Raw genomic sequence first — 25,494 nt, 5'->3', positions numbered from 1 at the left:
TAGCGTTTTTTGTTTTTAAGCTTATGATTTATATACATATTTCTTAAACACATAAAACGCCGAAAATGGTGCATAAGTTTTTTTCGGGCGCAAAAAAACCGGCTGATATAGCCGGTTTTTTTATGCCTGCGATTTGTTGGATCTCAGGTTTCGGAAAAGGCTGAAGAGGGAAGTGATCTCAGGGAATTGCAGGTAATAAAAAAGGCCAACGCTTGAGCGTTGGCCTTTTTCGTTGGCAGGTTCGCTGGATCAGAAGTCCAGGTTGGAAACCGCCAGGGCGTTGCTCTCGATGAAGTCACGACGAGGCTCGACCGCATCACCCATCAGGGTGTTGAAGATCTGGTCCGCGCCAATGGCGTCTTCGATGGTCACTTTGAGCATCCGGCGCTGACTTGGGTCCATGGTGGTTTCCCACAGCTGATCCGGGTTCATCTCACCCAGACCTTTGTATCGCTGGATGGTGTGACGCTTGGTGCTTTCGGCCATCAGCCATTCAAGGGCTTCCTTGAACTCGGTGACCGGCTTCTTGCGCTCGCCACGCTGGATGTACGCGCCGTCGTCCAGCAAGGTGCTCAGTTGAGCTCCCAGGGAAACAACAGTCTTGTAATCGTTGCTGCCGAAGAAGTCGCGGTTGAAGGTGACGTAGTTCGACAGGCCATGGGAGATCAGTTCGACCTCAGGCAGCCAGACATTACGTTCACGGTCTTCACGCAGGCTGGCTTTGTAAACCAGGCCGGACTTCTCGACGGTGCGCAGGCGAACTTCGTACTGGGCCATCCAATCCTGCATCGCTGCGTGATCGGAGAGTTGCTCCAGGCTGACGGCAGGCAGGTAGATGAAGTGCTCGGTCAACTCCTGTGGGTACAGGCGCGACAGACGCTTGAGCGTCTTCATGACCAGACGGAAGTCATTCACCAGACGCTCGAGGGCCGGTCCGGAAATGCCCGGTGCTTCCTCGTTCAGGTGCAGGCTCGCATCTTCCAGGGCCGACTGCGTCATGTACTCTTCCATGGCGTCGTCGTCTTTGATGTATTGCTCTTGCTTGCCTTTCTTGACCTTGTACAGCGGTGGCTGGGCGATGTAGATGTAGCCGCGCTCGATCAGCTCCGGCAACTGACGGAAGAAGAAGGTCAGCAGCAGGGTACGGATGTGCGAACCGTCGACGTCAGCATCGGTCATGATGATGATGTTGTGGTAACGCAGCTTCGCGATGTTGTACTCATCGCGGCCAATGCCACAGCCCAGCGCGGTAATCAAGGTGCCCACTTCTTGCGAAGAGATCATCTTGTCGAAGCGCGCCTTCTCGACGTTCAGGATCTTGCCCTTGAGAGGCAGGATGGCTTGGGTCCGACGGTTGCGTCCCTGCTTGGCGGAGCCGCCAGCAGAGTCACCTTCCACGAGGTACAGTTCAGAAAGGGCAGGGTCTTTTTCCTGGCAGTCAGCCAGTTTGCCCGGCAGGCCGGCGATATCCAGCGCGCCTTTACGACGTGTCATCTCACGGGCTTTACGCGCCGCTTCACGAGCGCGAGCCGCATCGATCATCTTGCCGACGACCAGCTTGGCTTCGTTCGGGTTTTCCAGCAGGAAGTCGGAGAAGTACTTGCCCATTTCCTGTTCGACCGCGGTCTTCACTTCGGAAGAAACCAGCTTGTCTTTAGTCTGGGAGCTGAACTTCGGATCCGGCACTTTTACCGAGATGATCGCGGTCAGGCCTTCACGGGCATCGTCACCGGTGGTCGCGACTTTGTGCTTCTTCGCCAGACCTTCGGCTTCGATGTAGGTGTTCAGGTTACGCGTCAGAGCGGAACGGAAACCCACCAGGTGAGTACCGCCATCGCGCTGTGGAATGTTGTTGGTGAAGCACAACAGGTTCTCGTTGAAGCTGTCGTTCCACTGCAAGGCGATTTCTACGCCGATGCCGTCTTCACGCTGGATGTTGAAGTGGAACACCTGGTTGACCGGAGTCTTGTTGGTGTTCAGGTATTCAACGAACGCACGCAGGCCACCCTCGTACTTGAACAGCTCTTCCTTGCCGCTGCGCTCATCCTTGAGGACGATGCCGACACCGGAGTTGAGGAAGGACAGTTCACGAATCCGCTTGGCCAGGATGTCCCAGCTGAAGTGGATGTTCTTGAACGTCAGGTCGGACGGTTTGAAGTGGATCTGGGTGCCGGTGGTTTCGCTTTCGCCGACGATTTTCATCGGTTCTTTTGGAACACCGTGAATGTAGGTCTGTTCCCAGATTTTGCCGCTGCGGCGAACGGTCAAGACCAGCTCTTCGGACAAGGCATTCACAACCGACACACCTACACCGTGCAGGCCGCCGGATACTTTGTAGGAGTTATCGTCGAACTTACCGCCAGCGTGCAGCACGGTCATGATGACCTCGGCTGCCGAGACGCCTTCTTCTTTGTGCACGTCTACCGGGATACCACGACCATTGTCGCGAACGGTGATGGATTCATCCGGGTGGATGATGATGCTGATGTCGTCGCAGTGGCCAGCGAGCGCTTCATCGATGGAGTTGTCGACTACCTCGAAGACCATGTGGTGCAGACCGCTACCATCGTCGGTGTCACCAATGTACATACCGGGACGTTTGCGTACGGCATCCAGGCCTTTCAGCACTTTAATGCTCGTTGAGTCGTAGGTATTCGTATTTTCTTCGCTCAATGCCTTCACTCCCGATGGTCGTGGGTCTGGGTGATACGGCCCTGTTCCACGTGGAACAGAGCGACTGGCGTATCCGTCTGCCAGCCTTCCCTCAATAATTCGTGATCTACACAGGTGATAAACACCTGGCAGCGTAAGTCTTCCAGCAAGCGGCAAAGCGCGCGGCGGTGGTGCTCGTCCAGTTCGGACGGCAGGTCATCCACCAGATAAATACACTGGCCCCGTCGGGCCTGGCTGACCAAGTGCCCTTGGGCAATCCGCAATGCACAGACCACCAACTTCTGCTGACCGCGAGACAAGATGTCCGCGGCGTTATGTGCGCCCAATCTAAGACGCAAATCAGCACGCTGTGGTCCGGCCTGGGTATGACCCATTTGCTGATCCCGCTGAAGGGACCCGGCGAGCACTGCACTCAGTTCTCGGTCTTTGTCCCAACCTCGGTAATAGCTGAGCGTTAAGCCCTCGAGCTCAACCAGTTCGCTCAAGGTCTGTTCAAAGACTGGTTTCAAGGCTTTGATATATGCGCGGCGGTATTCATCAATTTCAGCGCTGGCCTGGCACAGTTCCCTGTCCCAAACCGCTTGCGAAACGGCGTCAAGTGTACCATGCCGCAGCCAAGAGTTTCTCTGGCGCAGGGCCTTCTGCAAGCGCTGCCAGGTGGACATGAATCGGGGTTCCACGTGGAACACGCCCCAGTCGAGAAACTGTCGGCGAATCTTCGGTGCGCCTTCCAGCAAGCGGAAACTGTCAGGGTTGATCAACTGCAGCGGCAGGATTTCCGCCAGTTGCGCCGCGCTCCGGGCATTCTGCCCGTCGATGCGAATCTGGAACTCCCCTTGCCGGTCTCGGGAGATCCCCAAAGCGCTGTGCCCACCCTCGGCCAACTCCACCTGACCAAACACCGTACAGGCGAGCTGCTCGTACTGGATGACCGGTAACAGGCGGGTGCTACGAAACGAACGGGCAAGCCCCAGCAGGTGAATGGCCTCCAGAACACTGGTTTTGCCGCTGCCGTTGGCGCCGTAAAGAATGTTGATTCGGGGGGAGGGGGAGAAGGTCACCGGGTGCAGATTGCGCACCGCGGTGACCGAGACGCGACTTAAGGACATCTAGCTTCTGCTGAGCATGATTACAGACGCATCGGCATGACAACGTAGGCCGAGTCGTCGTTGTCGGACTCTTGCACCAGCGCGCTGCTGTTGGAGTCGGACAGGATCAAACGAACCTGCTCAGTGGTCATCACGCCCAGTACGTCGAGCAGATAGCTCACGTTGAAGCCGATTTCCAGATTGCCGCCGTTGTACTCGACGCCCACTTCTTCTTCCGCTTCTTCCTGTTCCGGGTTGTTCGCCTGGATCTTCAGTTGGCCATTGGCCAATTGCAGACGGATGCCGCGGTACTTCTCGTTGGACAGAATCGCGGTACGGCTGAAGGCTTCACGCAGGGCCTGACGATCGCCGAGTACCAGCTTGTCGCCACCTTTTGGCAGAACACGTTCGTAGTCCGGGAATTTGCCGTCGACCAGTTTCGAGGTGAAGGTGAACTCGCCGGTGGTGGCGCGAATGTGGTGTTGACCCAGGACGATGCTGACGATGCCGTCCGGCTCAGTCAGCAAGCGCGCCAGTTCAAGGATACCTTTACGTGGCACGATGACCTGGTGGCGGTCCGGCTGACCGATATCGGCCTTCATCGAGCACATGGCCAGACGGTGACCGTCGGTGGCCACGGCGCGGATGATGCCTTCGGAAACTTCCAGCAGCATACCGTTGAGGTAATAGCGCACGTCCTGCTGGGCCATGGCGAAGCTGGTGCGTTCGATCAGACGACGCAATTTGCTTTGCTCAAGGCTGCACGTCAACGAGCCTGGGCCTTCTTCCACAGTCGGGAAGTCATTGGCCGGCAGGGTCGACAGGGTGAAGCGGCTACGGCCGGCCTTCACCACGAGCTTCTGCTCGTCGACCTTGATGTCGATCAGCGCATCGTTGGGCAAGCTTTTGCAGATATCCATCAGCTTGCGCGCAGGCACAGTGATGGAACCTGGATCAGAAGGCTCTTCGAGTTGTACACGACCGACCAGCTCGACTTCCAGGTCGGTACCGGTCAGCGACAATTGCTGGCCTTCGACAACCAGCAGCACGTTGGAGAGCACCGGCAAGGTCTGTCGGCGCTCGACGACGCCTGCGACCAGTTGCAGGGGTTTCAACAGGGCTTCGCGTTGAATGGTGAAATGCATGGTCTAGTCCCTTGCCTTAATAAGCTGCGCTGGTGTTCATCAAGTGGTCAGTGTACGCAGCAGGTTCTTATAGTCCTCGCGGATGTCCGCGTCGGATTCCTTAAGTTCATTGATCTTGCGGCAGGCGTGCAAAACGGTCGTGTGGTCGCGGCCGCCAAACACATCGCCGATTTCCGGCAGGCTGTGGTTAGTCAACTCTTTGGACAACGCCATGGCAACCTGACGCGGACGAGCGACCGAGCGTGAACGACGCTTGGACAGCAGGTCGGAGATCTTGATCTTGTAGTACTCGGCGACAGTGCGCTGAATGTTATCCACAGAGACCAGTTTGTCTTGCAGTGCCAACAGATCTTTCAGGGATTCGCGAATCAACTCGATGGTGATATCGCGGCCCATGAAGTGCGAGTGGGCGATCACGCGTTTGAGCGCGCCTTCCAGCTCACGGACGTTGGAACGAATACGCTGGGCAATGAAGAATGCCGCGTCATGGGGCAGATCGACTTTGGCCTGATCGGCCTTTTTCATCAGGATCGCCACGCGGGTTTCCAGCTCCGGCGGCTCGACGGCAACCGTCAGGCCCCAGCCGAAGCGGGATTTGAGGCGCTCTTCAAGGCCTTCGATTTCTTTCGGGTAGCGGTCACTGGTGAGAATGACCTGCTGGCCACCTTCAAGCAGGGCGTTGAAGGTGTGGAAAAACTCTTCCTGGGAACGTTCCTTGCGGGCGAAGAATTGAATGTCATCGATCAGCAACGCATCCACTGAACGGTAGAAGCGCTTGAACTCGTTGATAGCGTTCAGCTGCAGGGCCTTGACCATATCGGCCACGAACCGCTCGGAATGCAGGTACACAACCTTGGCATTCGGATTCTTCTTTAACAGGTGGTTACCCACAGCGTGCATCAAGTGGGTTTTACCCAAGCCGACGCCACCATAAAGGAAGAGCGGGTTGTAACCGTGCTTGGGATTGTCCGCCACTTGCCAGGCCGCAGCCCGGGCCAGTTGGTTGGACTTGCCCTCGACGAAGTTTTCGAAGGTGAAGGTGCGGTTCAGGTAGCTGGTGTGCTTGAGCGCGCCTTCGACCTGCACCGTACGCTGTTCGGCGCGAATCGGAGCTTGTTGCGAACTGGCCCCGGCCATCGGGTCGAAACTGTCGCGCGATGGCTCTTCATTAATGTCGGCAACTTTTTGCGTCGCACGCTTGGTCGGAGCGGTTACCTGGGCTGGTGCCGGGGCGCTGACGGGTGCTTGAGCAGCCTGAGCCTGTGAAGCAGCGGCAGCCAACGGAGCATTCGGGGCGGCACGTGGTGCCGAACTGCGTTTGCTGCCTATTAATAAGGACAGCGCCGGCGCCATGCCGTTGCCATGCTCATCCAGCAGTTCAAGAACGCGGCCCAGGTACTTTTCGTTGACCCAGTCGAGAACAAAACGATTCGGTGCGTAGACACGCAACTCGTCGCCTTCGGCTTCGACCTGTAGTGGACGGATCCAAGTGTTGAATTGTTGGGCAGGCAGCTCATCGCGCAAAAGCTCCACGCACTGCTGCCAAAGTTCCACTGACACGGATATCCCCTAAGTTGAAAGCCGGTGAGGCAAAAACAAGCCGCCATTGTAGCCGACCAAGCCCCGACTTATCCACACGAAGGTTGTGCACCTCCCATGAAGAATCAGTGATTTATACGAAAAAAAGACGACCAGCGGTCTGTGCATAAGCTCTGTGGATAACCGGGTCTAAGGTCGTTGCACAAGTAGGGGGGAAACTCGGTGGATAACCACCCTGTGGATAAGTACCTCTTTCACACACAGCTTATCCGACAGCGCAGCACAGGGTTACCACTGTTTTCCACTGTAGTTGTCATTCTCTGTACATCACGACTTTAAAGGTCTGATGGCAGTTATCCACAGATGATCGCCTCCCTAGCTTTTATAAGCTTTACAGAAAAGCTTTAAATACTTTCCTTCTTAATTTCTATATCTAGCCGGGGAGCTGGACAGGAAAAACGTCTGGAGATCTATTTATAAGGAAACGCTGGTTGGAAATTGACCTAGAGGCTTGCTTTCTCTAGAATCCCCGGTCTCTTAAAACGGGGGCCATTCCGGCCCGTTGTGGACGAACCAGGTAACACGACAATGAAACGTACTTTCCAACCAAGCACTATCAAACGCGCTCGTACCCACGGTTTCCGTGCTCGCATGGCTACCAAGAACGGTCGTGCCGTCCTGTCGCGTCGTCGCGCCAAAGGTCGTGCGCGTCTGGCAGTTTGATAATCCGGCACTGGAGGTGAGTCAGGACTTCAGTCGGGAAAAGCGTCTGCTTACTCCCCGGCATTTCAAGGCAGTCTTTGACTCCCCTACCGGCAAGGTTCCGGGGAAAAATCTCCTGCTCCTTGCGCGCAACAACGATCTCGATCACCCCCGTCTCGGGCTGGTTATCGGGAAAAAGAGCGTAAAGCTCTCCGTCGAGCGCAATCGCCTCAAACGTCTGATGCGCGAATCGTTCCGTCTGAACCAGGACTCACTGGCCGGCTGGGACATCGTTATCGTCGCGCGCAAAGGTTTGGGTGACGTAGAAAACCCCGAATTGATTCAGCATTTCGGCAAACTCTGGAAGCGTCTGGCACGTAGCACGCCGGTACCAGCAGTCAAAACCGAAACTGTAGGGGTAGACAGTCCCGATGCGTAAACTGGCACTCGTTCCGATCCAGTTTTATCGCTATGCCATTAGTCCTCTGATGGCCAGTCACTGTCGTTTCTACCCCAGTTGTTCCTGCTACGCGTATGAAGCCATAGAAAATCATGGCCTTCTGCGCGGTGGCTGGCTGGCCTTTCGTCGTTTAGGTCGCTGTCATCCGTGGAATCCCGGTGGTTATGACCCGGTTCCATCTATCCCTACCTCCCGTTCTTCTTCGATGGCCGAGTAATCATGGATATCAAACGCACGATCCTGATCGTCGCCCTGGCAATCGTGTCCTACGTTATGGTTCTTAAATGGAACCAGGACTATGGCCAGGCTGCCCTGCCGACTCAGAATGTTGCTTCCAGTACTACCGCACCGGGCCTACCGGATACGGCGACTGGCAATAATGCTTCTGTCAGTGACGACATTCCACGCGCCGCAAGCGATACCAGTGCAACTGCACCTGCTGAAACACCAGTAGCTGCAAGCAAAGACCTCATCCAGATCAAAACGGATGTGCTCAACCTGGCAATCGATCCACAAGGTGGTGATGTTGCGCAGTTGACGCTGCCGCTGTATCCACGTCGCCAGGACCATCCGGAAATTCCATTCCAGTTGTTCGATAACGGCAACGAGCGGACTTATCTGGCTCAAAGCGGTTTGATCGGCACCGACGGTCCGGACGCAAGTCCTGCCGGTCGTCCGGTTTACTCCTCGGAGAAGAAGATTTACCAACTGGCTGACGGTCAGGACCAATTGGTCGCAGACCTGAAGTTCAGCAAGGACGGCGTCAACTACATCAAGCGTTTCACCCTGAAACGCGGCCTGTATGACGTAACCGTTTCCTACCTGATCGATAACCAGAGTGCCAAACCCTGGTCCGGTGCAATGTTCGCGCAATTGAAGCGTGACGCCAGCTCCGATCCTTCTTCCAGCACTGCCACCGGCACCGCGACTTACCTGGGCGCCGCCCTGTGGACAAGTAACGAGCCGTACAAGAAAGTGTCCATGAAGGACATGGACAAGGCTCAGCTGAAAGAAAACGTTAACGGTGGTTGGGTTGCATGGTTGCAGCACTACTTCGTGACCGCATGGATTCCGGCGAAAGGCGAGAACAACCTCGTCCAGACCCGTAAAGACAGCAAAGGCAACTACATCATCGGCTACACCGCACCGGCAATGTCTGTCGCGCCAGGTGCAAAAGCCGAGACCAGTGCCGTTCTGTATGCCGGTCCGAAAAGCCAGGCTGTGCTGAAAGAGTTGTCCCCAGGTCTGGAACTGACCGTCGACTACGGCATTCTGTGGTTCATTGCCCAGCCAATCTTCTGGCTGCTGCAACACATCCACGCGCTGGTCGGTAACTGGGGCTGGTCGATCATCTTCCTGACCATGCTGATCAAGGGGATTTTCTTCCCGCTGTCGGCTGCCAGCTACAAATCCATGGCGCGCATGCGTGCAGTGGCACCGAAACTGGCCGCGCTGAAAGAGCAACATGGCGACGACCGGCAGAAAATGTCGCAATCCATGATGGAGCTGTACAAGAAAGAAAAGATCAATCCGCTGGGTGGTTGCTTGCCAATCCTCGTGCAGATGCCGGTTTTCCTTTCGCTGTACTGGGTTCTGCTGGAAAGCGTTGAAATGCGCCAAGCGCCGTTCATGCTGTGGATTACTGACCTGTCGATCAAGGACCCGTTCTTCATTCTGCCGATCATCATGGGTGCAACCATGTTCATCCAGCAGCAGTTGAACCCGACTCCTCCGGATCCGATGCAGGCCAAGGTGATGAAGCTGATGCCAATCATCTTCACCTTCTTCTTCCTGTGGTTCCCGGCTGGTCTGGTGCTGTACTGGGTAGTGAACAACTGCCTGTCGATCGCCCAACAGTGGTACATCACGCGTAAGATCGAAGCAGCTACCAAAGCAGCTGCCTGATTTACACTGTGGATAACCACTCAAAACGCCCCCTAGTGGGGCGTTTTGCTATCTGTCACTTTTGTCTGGATAACGGTTTATGAGCGTTCCTCGTGAAACCATCGCCGCCGTCGCCACCGCTCAAGGTCGTGGCGGTGTGGGCATCGTCCGTATTTCCGGGCCGCTGGCGAGTGTTGCGGCCAAGGCCTTCAGCGGTCGTGAACTCAAGCCAAGATTTGCCCACTACGGCCCGTTCCTCAGTGAAAACGATGAGGTGCTGGATCAAGGCATCGCCTTGTATTTTCCCGGCCCGAACTCATTCACCGGTGAAGATGTGCTGGAACTCCAGGGCCATGGCGGTCCGATAGTTCTGGATATGCTGCTCAAGCGTTGCCTGGAACTGGGCTGTCGGTTGGCCCGGCCGGGTGAATTCAGCGAGCGCGCGTTCCTCAATGACAAACTCGATCTGGCTCAGGCCGAAGCCATCGCCGACTTGATCGAGGCGAGTTCTGCACAAGCTGCACGAAATGCCCTGCGTTCCTTGCAAGGCGCATTTTCCGAGCGTGTGCATAACCTCACCGAGCAACTGATTGGCCTGCGCATCTATGTCGAAGCGGCGATCGACTTCCCGGAAGAGGAAATCGACTTCCTCGCCGATGGCCACGTACTGAGCATGCTCGACAAAGTACGTGACGAGTTATCCACCGTACTCCGAGAAGCCGGGCAGGGTGCCTTGCTGCGTGACGGGATGACCGTGGTGATCGCCGGCCGGCCGAATGCCGGTAAATCCAGCCTGTTGAATGCACTGGCCGGTCGTGAAGCCGCTATCGTCACCGAGATTGCCGGCACTACCCGGGACATTCTTCGTGAACATATCCACATCGATGGCATGCCGCTGCACGTGGTCGATACCGCAGGTCTGCGAGATACCGACGACCAGGTGGAAAAAATCGGTGTCGAACGCGCATTGAAAGCAATTGGCGAGGCTGATCGTGTGTTGTTGGTAGTCGATGCTACGGCTCCTGAGGCACTTGATCCGTTCGCGTTATGGCCTGAATTCCTGGAAATCCGCCCTGATCCGGCGAAAGTTACGCTAATCCGTAACAAGGCAGACCTCACGGGCGAAGCCATTGCCCTGGAAATCAGCGAGGATGGCCACGTCACCATCAGCCTGAGCGCCAAGTCTGCAGGTGAAGGGCTGGAATTGCTGCGCGATCACCTCAAGGCCTGCATGGGCTACGAACAGACCTCGGAAAGCAGCTTCAGTGCTCGCAGGCGTCACCTTGAAGCGTTGCGTCACGCCAGTGCTTCCCTTGAGCACGGCCGTGAGCAGCTGACCCTGGCGGGTGCCGGTGAACTGTTGGCCGAGGATTTGCGCCAGGCTCAGCACGCTTTAGGTGAAATCACCGGTGCATTCAGCTCCGATAACCTGCTGGGACGGATCTTTTCCAGCTTCTGTATCGGTAAATAATCCTCTCCGTTGTCCACAGACAGGCCATTCGTGCCTGTCTGTTCCCTCCTTTTCTTCAATTCTCTTCCAGTGCTGAGCCGATTCTTTCTGCTTGAGCGGATTTTCCGTGTCCGGGATTTGCTTATTCAGCCGTTTTCTGTGGATTAAGCCCTGTGAATAACTGCCACTAAGGGCAGTTGATAACAGGGCCTCAAAACTGAAGATAACCGCCCCTGTGGATAACCCCCCCCTTTCATCCACAGGCTTAAACCGGTTATCCAAGGGCCTCCTTGGCACATGACCACAGGGTTTTGAATCTCTGTACACATTGAATATAAAGGCTTGTAGAGTTCTATCCACAGAAAGGTGGCTCAGTAGAAATAAACATAAAAACAAAGATTTAATAAATTTCTCTCTTTTTAATTTCTATAACCGCGACTTCTCCACAGCTGGTTAAATTTTGTGCAAAGGGTTCTTTAGGAAGGGCGAAGTCCCTATACTTGCCGACCAGGTCCAAAAACCTGAGCTCAAACTATTCCTGATTACCTAACTGAAGCAGGCACGAGGTGCGTGGTGGATTTCCCTTCCCGTTTTGAAGTGATCGTCATCGGCGGCGGTCATGCCGGTACCGAGGCAGCACTGGCCTCAGCACGCATGGGTGCAAAAACCCTGTTGTTGACGCATAACGTGGAAACCCTCGGTGCCATGAGTTGCAACCCCGCTATCGGTGGGATAGGCAAAAGCCATCTGGTCAAGGAAATCGATGCCCTCGGCGGCGCGATGGCCATCGCTACCGATAAAGGTGGTATTCAATTTCGCGTATTGAACAGCCGCAAAGGCCCGGCCGTGCGGGCAACCCGCGCTCAGGCTGATCGGGTTCTGTACAAGGCCGCTGTCCGCGAAATCCTCGAAAACCAGCCGAACCTGTGGATATTTCAACAGGCTGCCGACGACCTGATCGTCGAGCAGGAACAAGTGCGCGGTGTTGTCACCCAAATGGGCCTGCGTTTCTTCGCGGACTCCGTGGTGTTGACCACTGGCACCTTCCTCGGTGGACTTATCCACATCGGAATGCAGAATTTTTCCGGTGGCCGCGCCGGTGATCCACCGTCGATCGCCCTGGCTCACCGTTTGCGTGAATTGCCATTGCGCGTCGGTCGCCTGAAAACCGGTACACCGCCGCGTATCGACGGTCGTTCTGTGGATTTCTCGGTGATGACCGAGCAAGCCGGCGATACACCGATCCCGGTGATGTCGTTCATGGGTTCCAAAGAGCAGCATCCGAAACAGGTTAGCTGCTGGATTACCCACACCAACGCCCGCACCCACGAAATCATTGCTGCCAACCTGGATCGGTCGCCGATGTATTCCGATGCCGGGTTGATCGAAGGCATCGGTCCGCGGTACTGCCCGTCGATCGAAGACAAGATCCATCGCTTTGCCGACAAGGACAGCCATCAGGTCTTTATCGAACCGGAAGGCCTGACGACCAACGAGCTGTACCCGAACGGGATATCCACATCCTTGCCGTTCGACGTGCAACTGCAGATCGTGCAATCGATCCGCGGCATGGAAAACGCGCACATCGTTCGTCCGGGTTATGCCATCGAATACGACTACTTCGACCCGCGTGACCTGAAGTACAACCTGGAAACCAAAGTCATCGGCGGTCTGTTCTTCGCCGGGCAAATCAACGGCACCACCGGTTACGAAGAAGCCGGCGCCCAGGGTTTGCTGGCCGGGGCCAACGCCGCACTGCGTGCTCAGGGCAAAGATGCCTGGTGCCCGCGTCGCGACGAGGCGTACATCGGCGTGTTGGTCGACGACCTGATTACCCTGGGTACCCAGGAACCGTATCGGATGTTCACCTCCCGCGCCGAATACCGCCTGATCTTGCGTGAAGACAACGCCGACCTGCGCTTGACCGAAAAAGGTCGCGAACTGGGTCTGGTGGATGACGCGCGTTGGGCTGCGTTCTGCACCAAACGCGAAAGCATTGCGCTGGAAGAACAACGCCTGAAAAGTACCTGGGTTCGCCCGGGCACCGAGCAAGGCGATGCGATTTCCGAGAAATTCGGCACGCCGCTGACCCACGAATACAACTTGCTCAACCTGCTGAGCCGTCCGGAAATCGACTACGCTGGTCTGATCGCCGTGACCGGTGGCGGCGCAGAAGATCCACAAGTCGCCGAGCAGGTCGAAATCAAGACCAAATACGCCGGTTACATCGATCGCCAGCAGGATGAAATCGCACGGCTGCGGGCCAGCGAAGACACAAAACTGCCTGTGGATATCGATTACACGAATATTTCCGGTCTCTCCAAAGAGATCCAGAGCAAGCTCGGGGCGACCCGTCCAGAGACTTTGGGCCAGGCGTCACGTATCCCGGGTGTGACGCCGGCAGCGATTTCGCTGTTGATGATTCATTTGAAAAAACGCGGCGCGGGCCGTCAGTTGGAGCAAAGCGCTTGAGTTCGTTGGTCACCTCGCAACACGCAGAAGAGTTATCCACAGGTGCTCGCCAGCTCGGTGTCACGCTGACAGAAACCCAGCATGCTCAGCTGCTGGGTTATCTGGCCCTGTTGATCAAATGGAACAAGGCTTACAACCTGACCGCCGTACGCGATCCGGATGAAATGGTTTCCCGTCACTTGCTCGATAGTTTGAGCGTGATGTCGTTCGTCGAAAACGGCCGCTGGCTGGACGTTGGCAGCGGTGGTGGCATGCCGGGTATTCCGCTGGCCATCCTGTTTCCGGAGTCCCAAGTGACTTGCCTGGACAGCAACGGCAAGAAAACCCGCTTCCTGACTCAGGTAAAACTCGAACTCAAACTGGATAACCTGCAAGTTATCCACAGTCGCGTCGAAGCTTTTCAACCTGCTCAGCCATTCAACGGGATCATTTCCCGGGCGTTCAGCAGCATGGAGAACTTCAGCAACTGGACTCGCCACCTCGGCGACACCGAAACACGTTGGCTGGCAATGAAGGGCGTTCATCCCGCCGATGAGCTGGTAGCATTGCCGGCAGACTTCCACCTCGATAGCGAACACGCCCTGGCCGTACCCGGTTGCCAAGGCCAACGCCATCTGCTGATACTGCGCCGCACGGCATGATTGGGAACACAAGCAAGAATGGCTAAGGTATTCGCGATAGCGAACCAAAAGGGTGGTGTGGGCAAGACCACCACCTGTATCAACCTCGCAGCTTCCCTGGTCGCTACCAAGCGTCGGGTGCTGTTGATCGATCTCGATCCACAGGGCAACGCCACCATGGGTAGCGGTGTGGATAAACACGGCCTGGAGAACTCGGTCTACGACCTGCTGATCGGCGAATGCGATCTGGCCCAGGCCATGCACTACTCCGAGCACGGTGGTTACCAACTGCTGCCGGCCAACCGCGACCTGACCGCGGCCGAAGTGGTTCTGCTGGAAATGCAGATGAAGGAAAGCCGCCTGCGCAGCGCGCTGGCGCCGATCCGTGAAAACTACGATTACATTTTGATCGACTGCCCGCCGTCGTTGTCGATGCTCACGCTGAACGCTTTGGTCGCTGCTGACGGGGTGATTATCCCCATGCAGTGCGAGTACTTCGCGCTCGAAGGTTTGAGCGACCTTGTGGATAACATCAAGCGCATCGCTGAGTTGCTGAACCCGAACCTGAAAGTCGAAGGCCTGTTGCGGACCATGTATGACCCGCGCCTGAGCCTGATGAACGATGTTTCGGCGCAGCTCAAGGAACACTTCGGCGAGCAGCTCTACGACACGGTGATTCCGCGCAACATCCGCCTGGCTGAAGCACCAAGCTATGGCATGCCGGCGCTGGCGTACGACAAATCATCGCGGGGCGCCATTGCCTATCTGGCATTGGCGGGCGAGATGGTTCGTCGTCAACGCAAAAACTCACGCACTGCCGCTGCTCAGGCAACTTAAGGAATCCCCATGGCCGTCAAGAAACGAGGTCTCGGACGTGGACTGGATGCACTGCTGAGTGGTCCGACTGTCAGCTCGCTGGAAGAACAAGCGGTGCAGGCTGATCAGCGTGAGCTGCAGCACCTGCCTCTGGACCTGATCCAGCGCGGCAAGTACCAGCCGCGCCGGGATATGGATCCCCAGGCGCTGGAAGAGCTGGCGCAGTCGATCAAGGCTCAGGGTGTGATGCAGCCGATCGTGGTTCGTCCGATTGGCAGCGGTCGCTTCGAAATCATCGCCGGTGAACGCCGCTGGCGCGCCAGCCAGCAAGCGGGCCAGGAAACCATCCCGGCAATGGTTCGTGATGTGCCGGATGAAACTGCGATCGCCATGGCGCTGATCGAGAACATCCAGCGCGAAGACCTCAACCCGATCGAAGAAGCGGTTGCGTTGCAGCGTTTGCAGCAGGAATTCCAGCTGACGCAGCAACAAGTGGCCGAAGCCGTGGGCAAATCCCGCGTGACCGTGGCCAACCTGCTACGCTTGATCGCGTTGCCGGAAGTCATCAAAACCATGCTGTCCCACGGCGACCTGGAAATGGGTCATGCCCGTGCTTTGCTCGGTTTACCGGAAAATCAACAGGTTGAAGGGGCGCGACATGTTGTCGCACGGGGGCTGACTGTACGCCAGACTGAAGCACTGGTTCGCCAGTGGTTGAGTGGTAAACAGGAACCTGCTGAACCGGTAAAGCCGGACCCGGATATCGCTCGACTCGAACAGCGTCTGGCTGAGCGCCTAGGCTCTGCGGTGCAGATTCGCCACGGGAAAAAGGGGAAGGGGCAGTTGGTGATCGGTTACAACTCCCTCGATGAGCTTCAAGGTGTACTTGCGCACATTCGCTGAAACATTTCCTCATGTAGCGTGCAGTCGGAAATCACTACCTGACAGTTGAATAGGGGCAGAACCGCCCCTATACTCTGCGCGCATTTTGTCGGCACAAATTATGCCAAGTTATTGAATTCTGGCAGCCGATCATTGGGGAGCAAAAACGATGGAGAGCCGCACGCCAAACCGCTTGCCGTTCCATCGCCTGGCAGTTTTTCCGGTCCTACTGGCTCAATTTGTCGTTTTGGTACTGGCCGCTTTGGCGCTTTGGTACTGGCATGGAGTCGTAGCCGGGTACTCAGGACTCTGCGGAGGCCTGATAGCCTTGCTACCCAATGTTTATTTCGCTCACAGGGCATTTCGGTTTTCCGGCGCCCGAGCAGCTCAAGCCATCGTCCGGTCTTTTTATGCCGGCGAGGCGGGCAAACTAATTTTGACGGCAGTGCTCTTTGCATTGACGTTTGCAGGTGTGAAGCCATTGGCGCCGCTAGCTGTATTCGGCGTCTTCGTGTTGACCCAACTGGTCAGCTGGTTCGCGCCCCTGCTGATGAGAACAAGACTTTCGAGACCTTAGGGCGTTTGAGGCAACCATGGCAGAGACAACCGCTTCGGGCTATATCCAGCACCACTTGCAGAACCTGACCTTCGGTCAGCACCCAACTGGCGGGTGGGGTTTTGCCCACACCGCAGCAGAAGCCAAAGAAATGGGCTTCTGGGCTTTCCACGTCGATACTCTCGGCTGGTCGGTCGCGTTGGGTCTGATCTTCGTTCTTCTTTTCCGCATGGCGGCAAAGAAGGCGACTTCCGGTCAGCCTGGTGCTTTGCAGAACTTCGTTGAAGTATTGGTCGAATTCGTCGATGGCAGCGTGAAAGACAGCTTCCATGGCCGTAGCCCGGTGATTGCACCGTTGGCACTGACCATCTTCGTCTGGGTCTTCCTGATGAACGCCGTCGACCTGATCCCGGTCGACTGGATTCCTCAGCTGGCCATCCTGATCACTGGCGACCATCACATTCCGTTCCGTGCGGTGTCGACCACTGACCCGAACGCGACCCTGGGCATGGCCCTGTCGGTATTCGCGTTGATCATTTTCTACAGCATCAAGGTCAAGGGCATCGGCGGCTTCATCGGCGAACTGACCCTGCACCCTTTCGGCAGCAAGAACATCTTCGTTCAAGCCCTGCTGATCCCGGTGAACTTCCTGCTGGAGTTCGTGACGCTGGTGGCCAAGCCAATCTCCCTGGCACTGCGTCTGTTCGGCAACATGTACGCCGGCGAACTGGTCTTCATTCTGATTGCTGTGATGTTCGGCAGTGGTCTGCTCTGGCTTAGCGGCCTGGGCATAGTTCTGCAGTGGGCGTGGGCTGTGTTCCACATCCTGATCATCACCCTGCAGGCGTTTATCTTCATGATGCTGACCATCGTTTACTTGTCGATGGCGCACGAAGAGAACCATTAAGACCAGTCTCGACTAGTCTGATGTCCCACTCGGTCAAACGAGTGGGTGCCCGAACAGGGCTATGAAACGATTTGTTTTACCGCTTTAAAATCTAAAAAACCTAAACCATACGACGTAAAAGTCGGGAGGAAAGATGGAAACTGTAGTTGGTCTAACCGCTATCGCTGTTGCACTGTTGATCGGCCTGGGCGCACTGGGTACCGCAATTGGTTTCGGCCTGTTGGGCGGCAAGTTCCTGGAAGGCGCAGCGCGTCAGCCAGAGATGGTTCCAATGCTGCAAGTCAAAATGTTCATCGTTGCCGGTCTGCTCGACGCCGTAACCATGATCGGTGTTGGTATCGCTCTGTTCTTCACCTTCGCGAACCCATTCGTTGGTCAACTCGCTGGCTAATTACTCGAACCTTCGAGTAATTGGTGTGATGTGCAACGAACGAGCGAGGTGTTGGCGTGAACATTAATGCAACCCTGATTGGCCAGTCCGTTGCGTTCTTCATTTTTGTACTGTTTTGCATGAAGTTCGTGTGGCCTCCGGTCATCGCGGCTTTGCACGAACGTCAGAAGAAGATCGCGGATGGACTGGATGCTGCCAGCCGAGCAGCTCGCGACCTGGAGTTGGCCCAAGAGAAAGCGGGTCATCAACTGCGCGAAGCAAAAGCTCAGGCAGCTGAAATCATTGAGCAAGCCAAGAAACGCGGTAACCAGATCGTCGAAGAGGCTGTTGAAAAAGCCCGTATCGACGCTGACCGTGTGAAGGTTCAGGCTCAGGCCGAGATCGAGCAGGAACTGAACAGTGTCAAAGACGCGCTGCGTGCCCAATTGGGTGCTCTGGCCGTTGGCGGCGCCGAGAAGATCCTGGGTGCCACAATCGATCAAAACGCGCACGCGGAGCTGGTAAACAAACTGGCTGCTGAAATTTAAGCGAGGGCGATCATGGCAGAATTGACCACGTTGGCCCGACCTTACGCTAAGGCAGCCTTCGAGCACGCCCAGGCCCACCAGCAACTGGCCTCTTGGTCAGCCATGCTCGGCCTGGCTGCAGCAGTGTCGCAAGACGACACCATGCAGCGCGTGCTCAAGGCCCCGCGACTGACGAGCGCAGACAAGGCCGCCACGTTTATTGACGTGTGCGGCGACAAGTTTGATGTGAAGGCACAGAACTTCATTAACGTCGTTGCCGAAAACGACCGTCTCCCGCTGTTGCCGGAGATCGCCGCTCTGTTTGACCTGTACAAGGCCGAACAAGAGAAATCGGTAGACGTTGAAGTCACCAGTGCTTTTGCATTGAACCAAGAACAGCAAGACAAACTCGCCAAGGTTCTCAGTGCACGACTCAACCGGGAAGTGCGCCTGCAAGTCGAGGAAGACAAATCCCTTATTGGGGGCATTGTCATCCGCGCCGGCGACCTGGTAATCGATGGCTCGGTACGCGGCAAACTCGCGAACCTTGCCGAAGCATTGAAATCTTGAGTTTGAAGGGGCAGCAGAGCAATGCAGCAACTCAATCCTTCCGAAATAAGTGAAATTATCAAGGGCCGCATCGACAAGCTCGATGTGACCTCCCAAGCCCGTAACGAAGGCACTGTCGTCAGCGTATCTGACGGTATCGTGCGGATTCACGGTCTGGCCGACGTCATGTACGGCGAGATGATCGAGTTTCCGGGCGGCGTCTTCGGTATGGCTCTCAACCTGGAGCAAGACTCCGTAGGTGCCGTTGTATTGGGCTCCTACCAGTCTCTGGCTGAAGGCATGAGCGCCAAGTGCACTGGCCGCATCCTCGAAGTTCCGGTTGGTAAGGAACTGCTGGGTCGCGTAGTCGACGCACTGGGTAACCCAGTTGACGGCAAAGGTCCGCTGAACAACACCGAGACCGATGCGGTCGAGAAAGTTGCTCCAGGCGTGATCTGGCGTAAGTCGGTAGACCAGCCTGTACAGACTGGCTACAAGGCTGTCGATGCCATGATCCCTGTCGGCCGTGGCCAGCGTGAGCTGATCATCGGTGACCGTCAGATCGGTAAAACCGCTCTGGCGATCGACGCGATCATCAACCAGAAAAACAGCGGCATTTTCTGCGTCTACGTAGCGATCGGTCAGAAACAATCGACCATCGCTAACGTGGTTCGCAAACTGGAAGAAAACGGCGCACTGGCTAACACCATCGTCGTGGCTGCGAGCGCTTCGGAATCTGCAGCACTGCAGTTCCTGGCACCGTACTCCGGTTGCACCATGGGTGAATTCTTCCGCGACCGCGGTGAAGACGCGCTGATCGTTTATGACGATCTGTCCAAGCAAGCAGTGGCTTACCGCCAGATTTCCCTGCTGCTGCGCCGTCCACCAGGCCGTGAAGCTTACCCAGGCGACGTGTTCTATCTCCACTCCCGTCTGCTGGAGCGCGCATCCCGCGTTTCGGAAGAGTACGTAGAGAAGTTCACCAACGGCGCAGTGACCGGCAAAACCGGTTCCCTGACCGCACTGCCGATCATCGAAACCCAGGCTGGCGACGTTTCCGCGTTCGTTCCGACCAACGTGATTTCCATCACTGACGGTCAGATCTTCCTGGAATCGGCCATGTTCAACTCCGGGATCCGTCCTGCTGTGAACGCCGGTGTTTCGGTATCCCGTGTGGGTGGTGCCGCTCAGACCAAGATCATCAAGAAGCTCTCCGGTGGTATCCGTACCGCTCTGGCTCAGTACCGTGAACTGGCGGCATTCGCCCAGTTCGCTTCTGACCTGGACGAAGCGACCCGTAAGCAACTTGAGCATGGTCAGCGCGTTACCGAGCTGATGAAGCAGAAGCAATACGCACCAATGTCGATCGCTGACATGGCGCTGTCGCTGTATGCCGCTGAGCGTGGGTTCCTGACTGACGTTGAAATCGCCAAGATCGGCAGCTTCGAACAAGCGCTGATTGCTTTCTTCAACCGCGATCACGCCGATTTGATGGCGAAGATCAACGTGAAGGGTGACTTCAATGACGAAATCGACGCTGGCATGAAAGCCGGTATCGAGAAGTTCAAGGCCACCCAAACCTGGTAAGCCGCAGCGGGAGCCGCAAGGCTCCCGCTTGCTAACCTGATAGGTGTTACATGGCAGGCGCAAAAGAGATTCGCAGTAAGATTGCGAGCATCAAAAGCACGCAAAAGATTACCAGCGCCATGGAAAAAGTGGCGGTCAGTAAAATGCGCAAGGCACAAATGCGCATGGCTGCTAGCCGTCCTTACGCGGAGCGCATCCGCCAGGTTATTGGTCATTTGGCCAACGCCAACCCGGAATATCGCCACCCCTTCATGAGCGAGCGCGAAGTAAAGCGCGTCGGTTACGTCGTGGTGAGCACTGACCGTGGTCTGTGTGGTGGCTTGAACACCAACCTGTTCAAGGCCCTGGTCAAGGACATGGCGGTAAACCGCGAAAACGGCGTCGAGATCGATCTGTGTGTTGTTGGTAGCAAGGGTGCGGCTTTCTTCCGCAACTTCGGCGGTAACGTCGTTGCAGCTATCAGCCACCTGGGTGAAGAGCCGTCGATCAATGATCTGATTGGCAGCGTCAAGGTGATGCTGGATGCCTACCTGGACGGCCGTATTGATCGCCTGTCCGTGGTGTCCAACAAGTTCATCAACACCATGACGCAAACGCCTACTGTGGAGCAGTTGATTCCACTGGAGGCAACCCCGGATCAATCGCTCAAGCACCACTGGGACTATCTCTACGAACCGGATGCCAAAGAGCTGCTTGACGGCTTGATGGTCCGTTACGTCGAGTCGCAGGTCTACCAGGCGGTGGTCGAGAACAACGCGGCTGAACAAGCTGCGCGGATGATCGCGATGAAGAACGCTACCGACAACGCCGGTGATTTGATCAGCGATTTGCAGCTGGTCTACAACAAGGCGCGTCAGGCTGCGATCACCCAAGAGATCTCGGAAATCGTCGGCGGCGCTGCCGCGGTTTAACGGTTCAAATATTCAGAGGATCCAGCTATGAGTAGCGGACGTATCGTTCAAATCATCGGCGCCGTTATCGACGTGGAATTTCCACGCGACAGCGTACCGAGCATCTACAACGCGCTGTTGGTACAAAGCGCGGCCGGGACTACTCTCGAAGTTCAGCAACAGCTGGGCGACGGCGTGGTTCGTACCATTGCGATGGGTTCCACCGAAGGCTTGAAGCGCGGTCTGGAAGTCAAGGACTCCGGCGCAGCCATCTCCGTACCGGTCGGTAAAGCGACCCTGGGCCGGATCATGGACGTACTGGGCAACCCGATCGACGAAGCTGGCCCGATCGACACCGAAGAGCGCTGGGGCATTCACCGTCCTGCGCCAACCTTCGCTGAACAAGCGGGCGGCAACGACCTGCTGGAAACCGGCATCAAGGTTATCGACCTGGTTTGCCCGTTCGCCAAGGGTGGTAAAGTCGGTCTGTTCGGTGGTGCCGGTGTAGGCAAAACCGTAAACATGATGGAACTGATCCGTAACATCGCCATCGAGCACAGCGGTTATTCCGTGTTCGCCGGTGTGGGTGAGCGTACTCGTGAGGGTAACGACTTCTACCACGAGATGAAGGATTCCAACGTTCTGGACAAAGTGGCACTGGTTTACGGTCAGATGAACGAGCCGCCGGGTAACCGTCTGCGCGTAGCACTGACCGGCCTGACCATGGCCGAGAAGTTCCGTGACGAAGGTAACGACGTTCTGCTGTTCGTCGACAACATCTATCGTTACACCCTGGCCGGTACTGAAGTATCCGCACTGCTGGGCCGTATGCCTTCCGCAGTAGGTTACCAGCCGACCCTGGCCGAAGAGATGGGTACTCTGCAAGAGCGTATCACTTCGACCAAAAACGGTTCGATCACCTCGATCCAGGCGGTATACGTACCGGCGGATGACTTGACTGACCCGTCGCCAGCGACCACTTTCGCCCACTTGGACGCTACCGTCGTTCTGTCCCGTGACATCGCTTCCCTGGGTATCTACCCAGCGGTCGATCCACTCGACTCGACTTCGCGCCAGCTGGACCCGAACGTAATCGGCCAGGACCACTACGACACCGCTCGCGGCGTACAGTATGTTCTGCAACGTTACAAAGAACTGAAGGACATCATTGCGATCCTGGGTATGGACGAGCTGTCGGAAGCCGACAAGCAGTTGGTAAACCGTGCTCGTAAGATCCAGCGTTTCTTGTCGCAGCCGTTCTTCGTGGCTGAAGTCTTCACCGGTGCTTCGGGTAAATACGTTTCCCTGAAAGACACCATTGCTGGCTTCAAAGGCATCCTCAACGGTGACTACGACCACCTGCCAGAACAAGCGTTCTACATGGTCGGCGGCATCGAAGAAGCGATCGAGAAAGCCAAGAAACTGTAATCCCGGCGCCCGGCAACGGGCGCTAATTTAGGTTGAGGCAATCAGATGGCTATGACAGTCCATTGCGATATCGTCAGCGCGGAAGGGGAAATCTTCTCCGGCCTGGTCGAGATGGTGGTTGCGCACGGTGCACTGGGTGATCTTGGTATCGCCCTGGGTCACGCGCCGCTGATCACTAATCTCAAGCCGGGCCCGATCCGCCTGATCAAGCAGGGCGGGGAAGAGGAGGTGTATTACATCTCCGGCGGTTTCCTCGAGGTTCAGCCGAACATGGTCAAGGTACTTGCCGACACTGTGCAACGTGCTGCCGACCTGGACGAAGCCTCCGCTCAGGAAGCCGTTAAGGCTGCCGAGAAGGCCTTGCATGACCGTGGTGCAGAATTCGATTACGGTTCTGCTGCCGCACGTCTGGCCGAGGCTGCAGCTCAGCTGCGCACCGTCCAGCAGATCCGCAAGAAGTTCGGCCACTAATAGGCCACTGCTTGTTGTGCGATTGATTAAAAAGGGTAGCCTCGGCTACCCTTTTTTCTTTTTAGATATTCATAACCTGGTCGCAGTCGCTGACCACCCAGGATTGGTAGCCAGTCATGTCTTTAGAAATCGTTATCCTCGCTGCTGGTCAAGGCACTCGCATGCGTTCGGCACTGCCGAAAGTTCTGCATCCGATTGCCGGCAACTCGATGCTCGGCCATGTTATCCACAGCGCCCGCCAACTTGATCCACAGCGCATCCACGTCGTGATCGGCCATGGCGCCGATGCAGTGCGCGAGCGTCTGGCGGCTGATGATCTGAATTTCGTCCTGCAGGACAAACAGCTTGGGACTGGCCACGCCGTTGCTCAAGCGGTGCCTTTCATTGAGTCCGATACCGTCCTGATTCTTTATGGTGACGTGCCATTGATCGAAGTCGAGACCCTGCAGCGTCTGCTCAAGCAAGTAGCGCCGCAGCAACTGGGTTTGTTGACAGTCGAACTGGACGACCCGACCGGCTATGGCCGCATCGTCCGCAACGCCGACGGCAAGGTGACAGCCATCGTGGAGCAAAAAGACGCCAATGAAGCCGAACGAGCGATCACTGAAGGCAACACCGGCATTCTGGCGCTGCCGTTCGCGCAATTGGCTGGCTGGATGAGCCGTCTTTCGAACAACAACGCCCAGGGCGAGTACTACTTGACCGACGTAATCGCCATGGCGGTCAGCGACGGTCTGGTGGTGGCAACCGAGCAACCGCATGACGCCATGGAAGTGCAGGGCGCCAACGACCGCAAGCAGCTTTCCGAGCTTGAGCGTCACTATCAGCTGCGCGCCGGTCGTCGTTTGATGGCTCAAGGCGTGACCCTGCGTGATCCTGCTCGTTTCGATGTACGCGGTGAAATCACCGTCGGCCGCGACGTGCTGATCGACATCAACGTGATCCTCGAAGGCAAGGTCGTTATCGAGGATGACGTGGTGATCGGCCCGAACTGCGTGATCAAGGACAGCACCCTGCGCAAAGGTGTGGTGATCAAGGCTAACAGCCACATCGAAGGCGCGGTTCTCGGCGAAGGCAGCGATGCCGGCCCGTTCGCTCGTTTGCGTCCAGGTACTGTGCTGGATGCACGCGCCCATGTGGGTAACTTTGTTGAGTTGAAAAACGCTCACCTGGGCGAAGGCGCCAAGGCCGGTCATCTGACCTATCTGGGTGATGCCGAAATCGGCGCGCGCACCAACATCGGCGCGGGCACCATTACCTGCAACTACGACGGCGCGAATAAGTGGAAAACCGTGCTGGGTGAAGATGTGTTCATCGGTTCCAACAACTCGTTGGTTGCGCCTGTGGATATCTCTTCCGGGGCAACCACTGCTGCGGGTTCGACCATTACACAGAATGTGGATAACTTGCAGTTGGCCGTGGGCCGTGCGCGGCAGAAGAATATCGACGGTTGGAAACGACCGGAGAAGATTAAGAAAAGCTGAGTTATCCACATACTTGGGACCTGCTTAAGTTATTCACAGGCAGCACCATCGAATTCGCGGGCAAGCCCGCTCCCACATGGATCTCGCAAAACCTGTGGGAGCGGGCTTGCCCGCGATGCTTTTATCCACAGGTCGTTTTATCGCCCCACGCTTGACGAAGTTTCGCCAATAGGTTTTGATTGCTTCCGTTATCTTTCGAATCGAAACTTACCAAGCCATGTCGAAGCGCAATACACCTCAACGCCGTCACAACATCCTCGCCTTGCTCAATGAGCAGGGCGAAGTCAGTGTGGATGAGCTGGCCAAGCGCTTCGAAACGTCGGAAGTTACGATCCGCAAGGATCTCGCTGCACTTGAGAGCAATGGCTTGCTGCTGCGCCGTTATGGCGGAGCGATTACCCTGCCTCAAGAGCTGGTGGCCGACCTTGGTCAGCCGGTGTCCATATACAAACAGGCTATCGCTCGCGCCGCCGTTGCACGGATTCGCGAGCATGCGCGGATCATTATCGACAGCGGCAGCACCACGGCGGCGATGATTCCGGAACTCGGTCAGCAGCCGGGCCTGGTCGTAATGACCAACTCCCTGCATGTCGCCAATGCCTTGAGCGAACTTGAGCATGAGCCGGTACTGTTGATGACCGGCGGCACCTGGGACCCGCATTCCGAGTCCTTTCAGGGGCAAGTGGCCGAGCAGGTCCTGCGCTCTTATGATTTCGACCAGTTGTTCATCGGTGCCGACGGCATCGACCTGGTTCGCGGTACCACCACGTTCAACGAGCTGCTGGGGCTGAGCCGGGTCATGGCTGAAGTCGCCCGGGAAGTGGTTGTCATGGTGGAGGCCGACAAGATCGGCCGCAAGATTCCTAACCTGGAGCTGCCGTGGAGCAGCGTCCATACCCTTATTACCGATGATCGCCTGCCGCTTGAGGCACGGGATCAGATTCAGGCCCGTGGAATCAACTTGATCCTCGCGGCTGTCAATCAGGAGAAATAG

General features: G+C 56.5%; 24 protein-coding genes. 20 read left to right on the top strand and 4 right to left on the bottom strand.

Annotation, left to right across the window (positions count from 1 at the left end):
- Positions 1–249 precede the first annotated feature (249 nt).
- Genes gyrB through dnaA form a run of 4 tightly spaced genes read right to left on the bottom strand, consistent with a single transcriptional unit; the run spans position 250 to position 6,466 of the window.
- Positions 250–2,673 (bottom strand): DNA topoisomerase (ATP-hydrolyzing) subunit B, encoded by a 2,424-nt coding sequence (gene gyrB / locus KGB03_RS13145; protein WP_008155700.1) that lies wholly within the window; start codon positions 2,671–2,673, stop codon positions 250–252.
- Between the two features lie 5 nt (positions 2,674–2,678).
- Positions 2,679–3,782, bottom strand: coding sequence for a DNA replication/repair protein RecF (gene recF / locus KGB03_RS13140; protein ID WP_008155701.1), 1,104 nt, complete (start codon positions 3,780–3,782; stop codon positions 2,679–2,681).
- Positions 3,783–3,802: 20 nt separating this feature from the next.
- Positions 3,803–4,906, bottom strand: a complete 1,104-nt coding sequence (gene dnaN / locus KGB03_RS13135; protein ID WP_223527235.1) for a DNA polymerase III subunit beta — start codon at positions 4,904–4,906, stop codon at positions 3,803–3,805.
- Between the two features lie 39 nt (positions 4,907–4,945).
- Positions 4,946–6,466, bottom strand: coding sequence for a chromosomal replication initiator protein DnaA (gene dnaA / locus KGB03_RS13130; protein ID WP_008155703.1), 1,521 nt, complete (start codon positions 6,464–6,466; stop codon positions 4,946–4,948).
- A gap of 567 nt (positions 6,467–7,033) precedes the next feature.
- Between dnaA and rpmH the strand changes: the two genes are divergently transcribed.
- The 20 genes from rpmH (at position 7,034) to KGB03_RS13030 (ending at position 25,494) form a co-directional block, all read left to right on the top strand.
- Positions 7,034–7,168, top strand: a complete 135-nt coding sequence (gene rpmH, locus KGB03_RS13125) for a 50S ribosomal protein L34 (protein ID WP_003213577.1) — start codon at positions 7,034–7,036, stop codon at positions 7,166–7,168.
- A 16-nt stretch (positions 7,169–7,184) separates the two neighbouring features.
- A complete protein-coding gene (gene rnpA / locus KGB03_RS13120; RefSeq protein ID WP_031319201.1) occupies positions 7,185–7,586 on the top strand; it encodes a ribonuclease P protein component in 402 nt (133 codons plus the stop codon).
- Positions 7,579–7,824, top strand: coding sequence for a membrane protein insertion efficiency factor YidD (yidD, locus tag KGB03_RS13115; RefSeq protein WP_074872215.1), 246 nt, complete (start codon positions 7,579–7,581; stop codon positions 7,822–7,824). Before rnpA ends, yidD begins: the two co-directional genes overlap by 8 nt.
- A gap of 2 nt (positions 7,825–7,826) precedes the next feature.
- Positions 7,827–9,512, top strand: a complete 1,686-nt coding sequence (gene yidC / locus KGB03_RS13110; RefSeq protein ID WP_134098305.1) for a membrane protein insertase YidC — start codon at positions 7,827–7,829, stop codon at positions 9,510–9,512.
- Between the two features lie 79 nt (positions 9,513–9,591).
- The gene (gene mnmE, locus KGB03_RS13105; RefSeq protein ID WP_223527234.1) at positions 9,592–10,962 is read left to right on the top strand and encodes a tRNA uridine-5-carboxymethylaminomethyl(34) synthesis GTPase MnmE; all 1,371 of its coding nucleotides are present in this window, start codon (positions 9,592–9,594) and stop codon (positions 10,960–10,962) included.
- A 552-nt stretch (positions 10,963–11,514) separates the two neighbouring features.
- Positions 11,515–13,413 (top strand): tRNA uridine-5-carboxymethylaminomethyl(34) synthesis enzyme MnmG, encoded by a 1,899-nt coding sequence (gene mnmG / locus KGB03_RS13100; RefSeq protein WP_223527233.1) that lies wholly within the window; start codon positions 11,515–11,517, stop codon positions 13,411–13,413.
- Entirely contained in the window at positions 13,410–14,054 is a 645-nt protein-coding gene (gene rsmG / locus KGB03_RS13095; RefSeq protein WP_008155708.1) for a 16S rRNA (guanine(527)-N(7))-methyltransferase RsmG, read from the top strand. Before mnmG ends, rsmG begins: the two co-directional genes overlap by 4 nt.
- 18 nt (positions 14,055–14,072) lie before the next feature.
- Positions 14,073–14,870: a ParA family protein gene (locus KGB03_RS13090; protein ID WP_008155709.1), complete on the top strand. Its 798-nt coding sequence runs from the start codon at positions 14,073–14,075 to the stop codon at positions 14,868–14,870.
- A 9-nt stretch (positions 14,871–14,879) separates the two neighbouring features.
- Entirely contained in the window at positions 14,880–15,752 is an 873-nt protein-coding gene (locus KGB03_RS13085; protein ID WP_008027541.1) for a ParB/RepB/Spo0J family partition protein, read from the top strand.
- 148 nt (positions 15,753–15,900) lie between these two features.
- Complete coding sequence (locus tag KGB03_RS13080; RefSeq protein WP_007948092.1) at positions 15,901–16,308, top strand: F0F1 ATP synthase subunit I; 408 nt, start codon at positions 15,901–15,903, stop codon at positions 16,306–16,308.
- 16 nt (positions 16,309–16,324) lie between these two features.
- Complete coding sequence (atpB, locus tag KGB03_RS13075) at positions 16,325–17,194, top strand: F0F1 ATP synthase subunit A (RefSeq protein WP_090177604.1); 870 nt, start codon at positions 16,325–16,327, stop codon at positions 17,192–17,194.
- Positions 17,195–17,327: 133 nt separating this feature from the next.
- Complete coding sequence (gene atpE, locus KGB03_RS13070) at positions 17,328–17,585, top strand: F0F1 ATP synthase subunit C (RefSeq protein ID WP_002555987.1); 258 nt, start codon at positions 17,328–17,330, stop codon at positions 17,583–17,585.
- A 56-nt stretch (positions 17,586–17,641) separates the two neighbouring features.
- Positions 17,642–18,112, top strand: coding sequence for a F0F1 ATP synthase subunit B (locus tag KGB03_RS13065; RefSeq protein ID WP_008155711.1), 471 nt, complete (start codon positions 17,642–17,644; stop codon positions 18,110–18,112).
- A gap of 12 nt (positions 18,113–18,124) precedes the next feature.
- Positions 18,125–18,661 (top strand): F0F1 ATP synthase subunit delta, encoded by a 537-nt coding sequence (locus KGB03_RS13060; RefSeq protein ID WP_008155712.1) that lies wholly within the window; start codon positions 18,125–18,127, stop codon positions 18,659–18,661.
- 21 nt (positions 18,662–18,682) lie between these two features.
- The gene (gene atpA, locus KGB03_RS13055; RefSeq protein ID WP_008155713.1) at positions 18,683–20,227 is read left to right on the top strand and encodes a F0F1 ATP synthase subunit alpha; all 1,545 of its coding nucleotides are present in this window, start codon (positions 18,683–18,685) and stop codon (positions 20,225–20,227) included.
- Positions 20,228–20,277: 50 nt separating this feature from the next.
- Positions 20,278–21,138: a F0F1 ATP synthase subunit gamma gene (gene atpG / locus KGB03_RS13050; protein WP_008155714.1), complete on the top strand. Its 861-nt coding sequence runs from the start codon at positions 20,278–20,280 to the stop codon at positions 21,136–21,138.
- A 27-nt stretch (positions 21,139–21,165) separates the two neighbouring features.
- On the top strand, positions 21,166–22,545 hold the full coding sequence (gene atpD, locus KGB03_RS13045) for a F0F1 ATP synthase subunit beta (RefSeq protein WP_033059678.1): 1,380 nt from the start codon (positions 21,166–21,168) through the stop codon (positions 22,543–22,545).
- 45 nt (positions 22,546–22,590) lie between these two features.
- Entirely contained in the window at positions 22,591–23,016 is a 426-nt protein-coding gene (locus KGB03_RS13040) for a F0F1 ATP synthase subunit epsilon (protein ID WP_008155716.1), read from the top strand.
- 116 nt (positions 23,017–23,132) lie between these two features.
- Positions 23,133–24,500 (top strand): bifunctional UDP-N-acetylglucosamine diphosphorylase/glucosamine-1-phosphate N-acetyltransferase GlmU, encoded by a 1,368-nt coding sequence (gene glmU / locus KGB03_RS13035; RefSeq protein ID WP_223527232.1) that lies wholly within the window; start codon positions 23,133–23,135, stop codon positions 24,498–24,500.
- A gap of 217 nt (positions 24,501–24,717) precedes the next feature.
- Positions 24,718–25,494 (top strand): DeoR family transcriptional regulator, encoded by a 777-nt coding sequence (locus KGB03_RS13030; RefSeq protein WP_111448181.1) that lies wholly within the window; start codon positions 24,718–24,720, stop codon positions 25,492–25,494.

The organism is Pseudomonas sp. BF-B-26, assembly GCF_019956495.1.
Classification (GTDB): Bacteria; Pseudomonadota; Gammaproteobacteria; order Pseudomonadales; family Pseudomonadaceae; genus Aquipseudomonas.
Note: the sequence above shows the minus strand (reverse complement) of the source record. Positions and strands in the feature narration are given on the sequence as shown.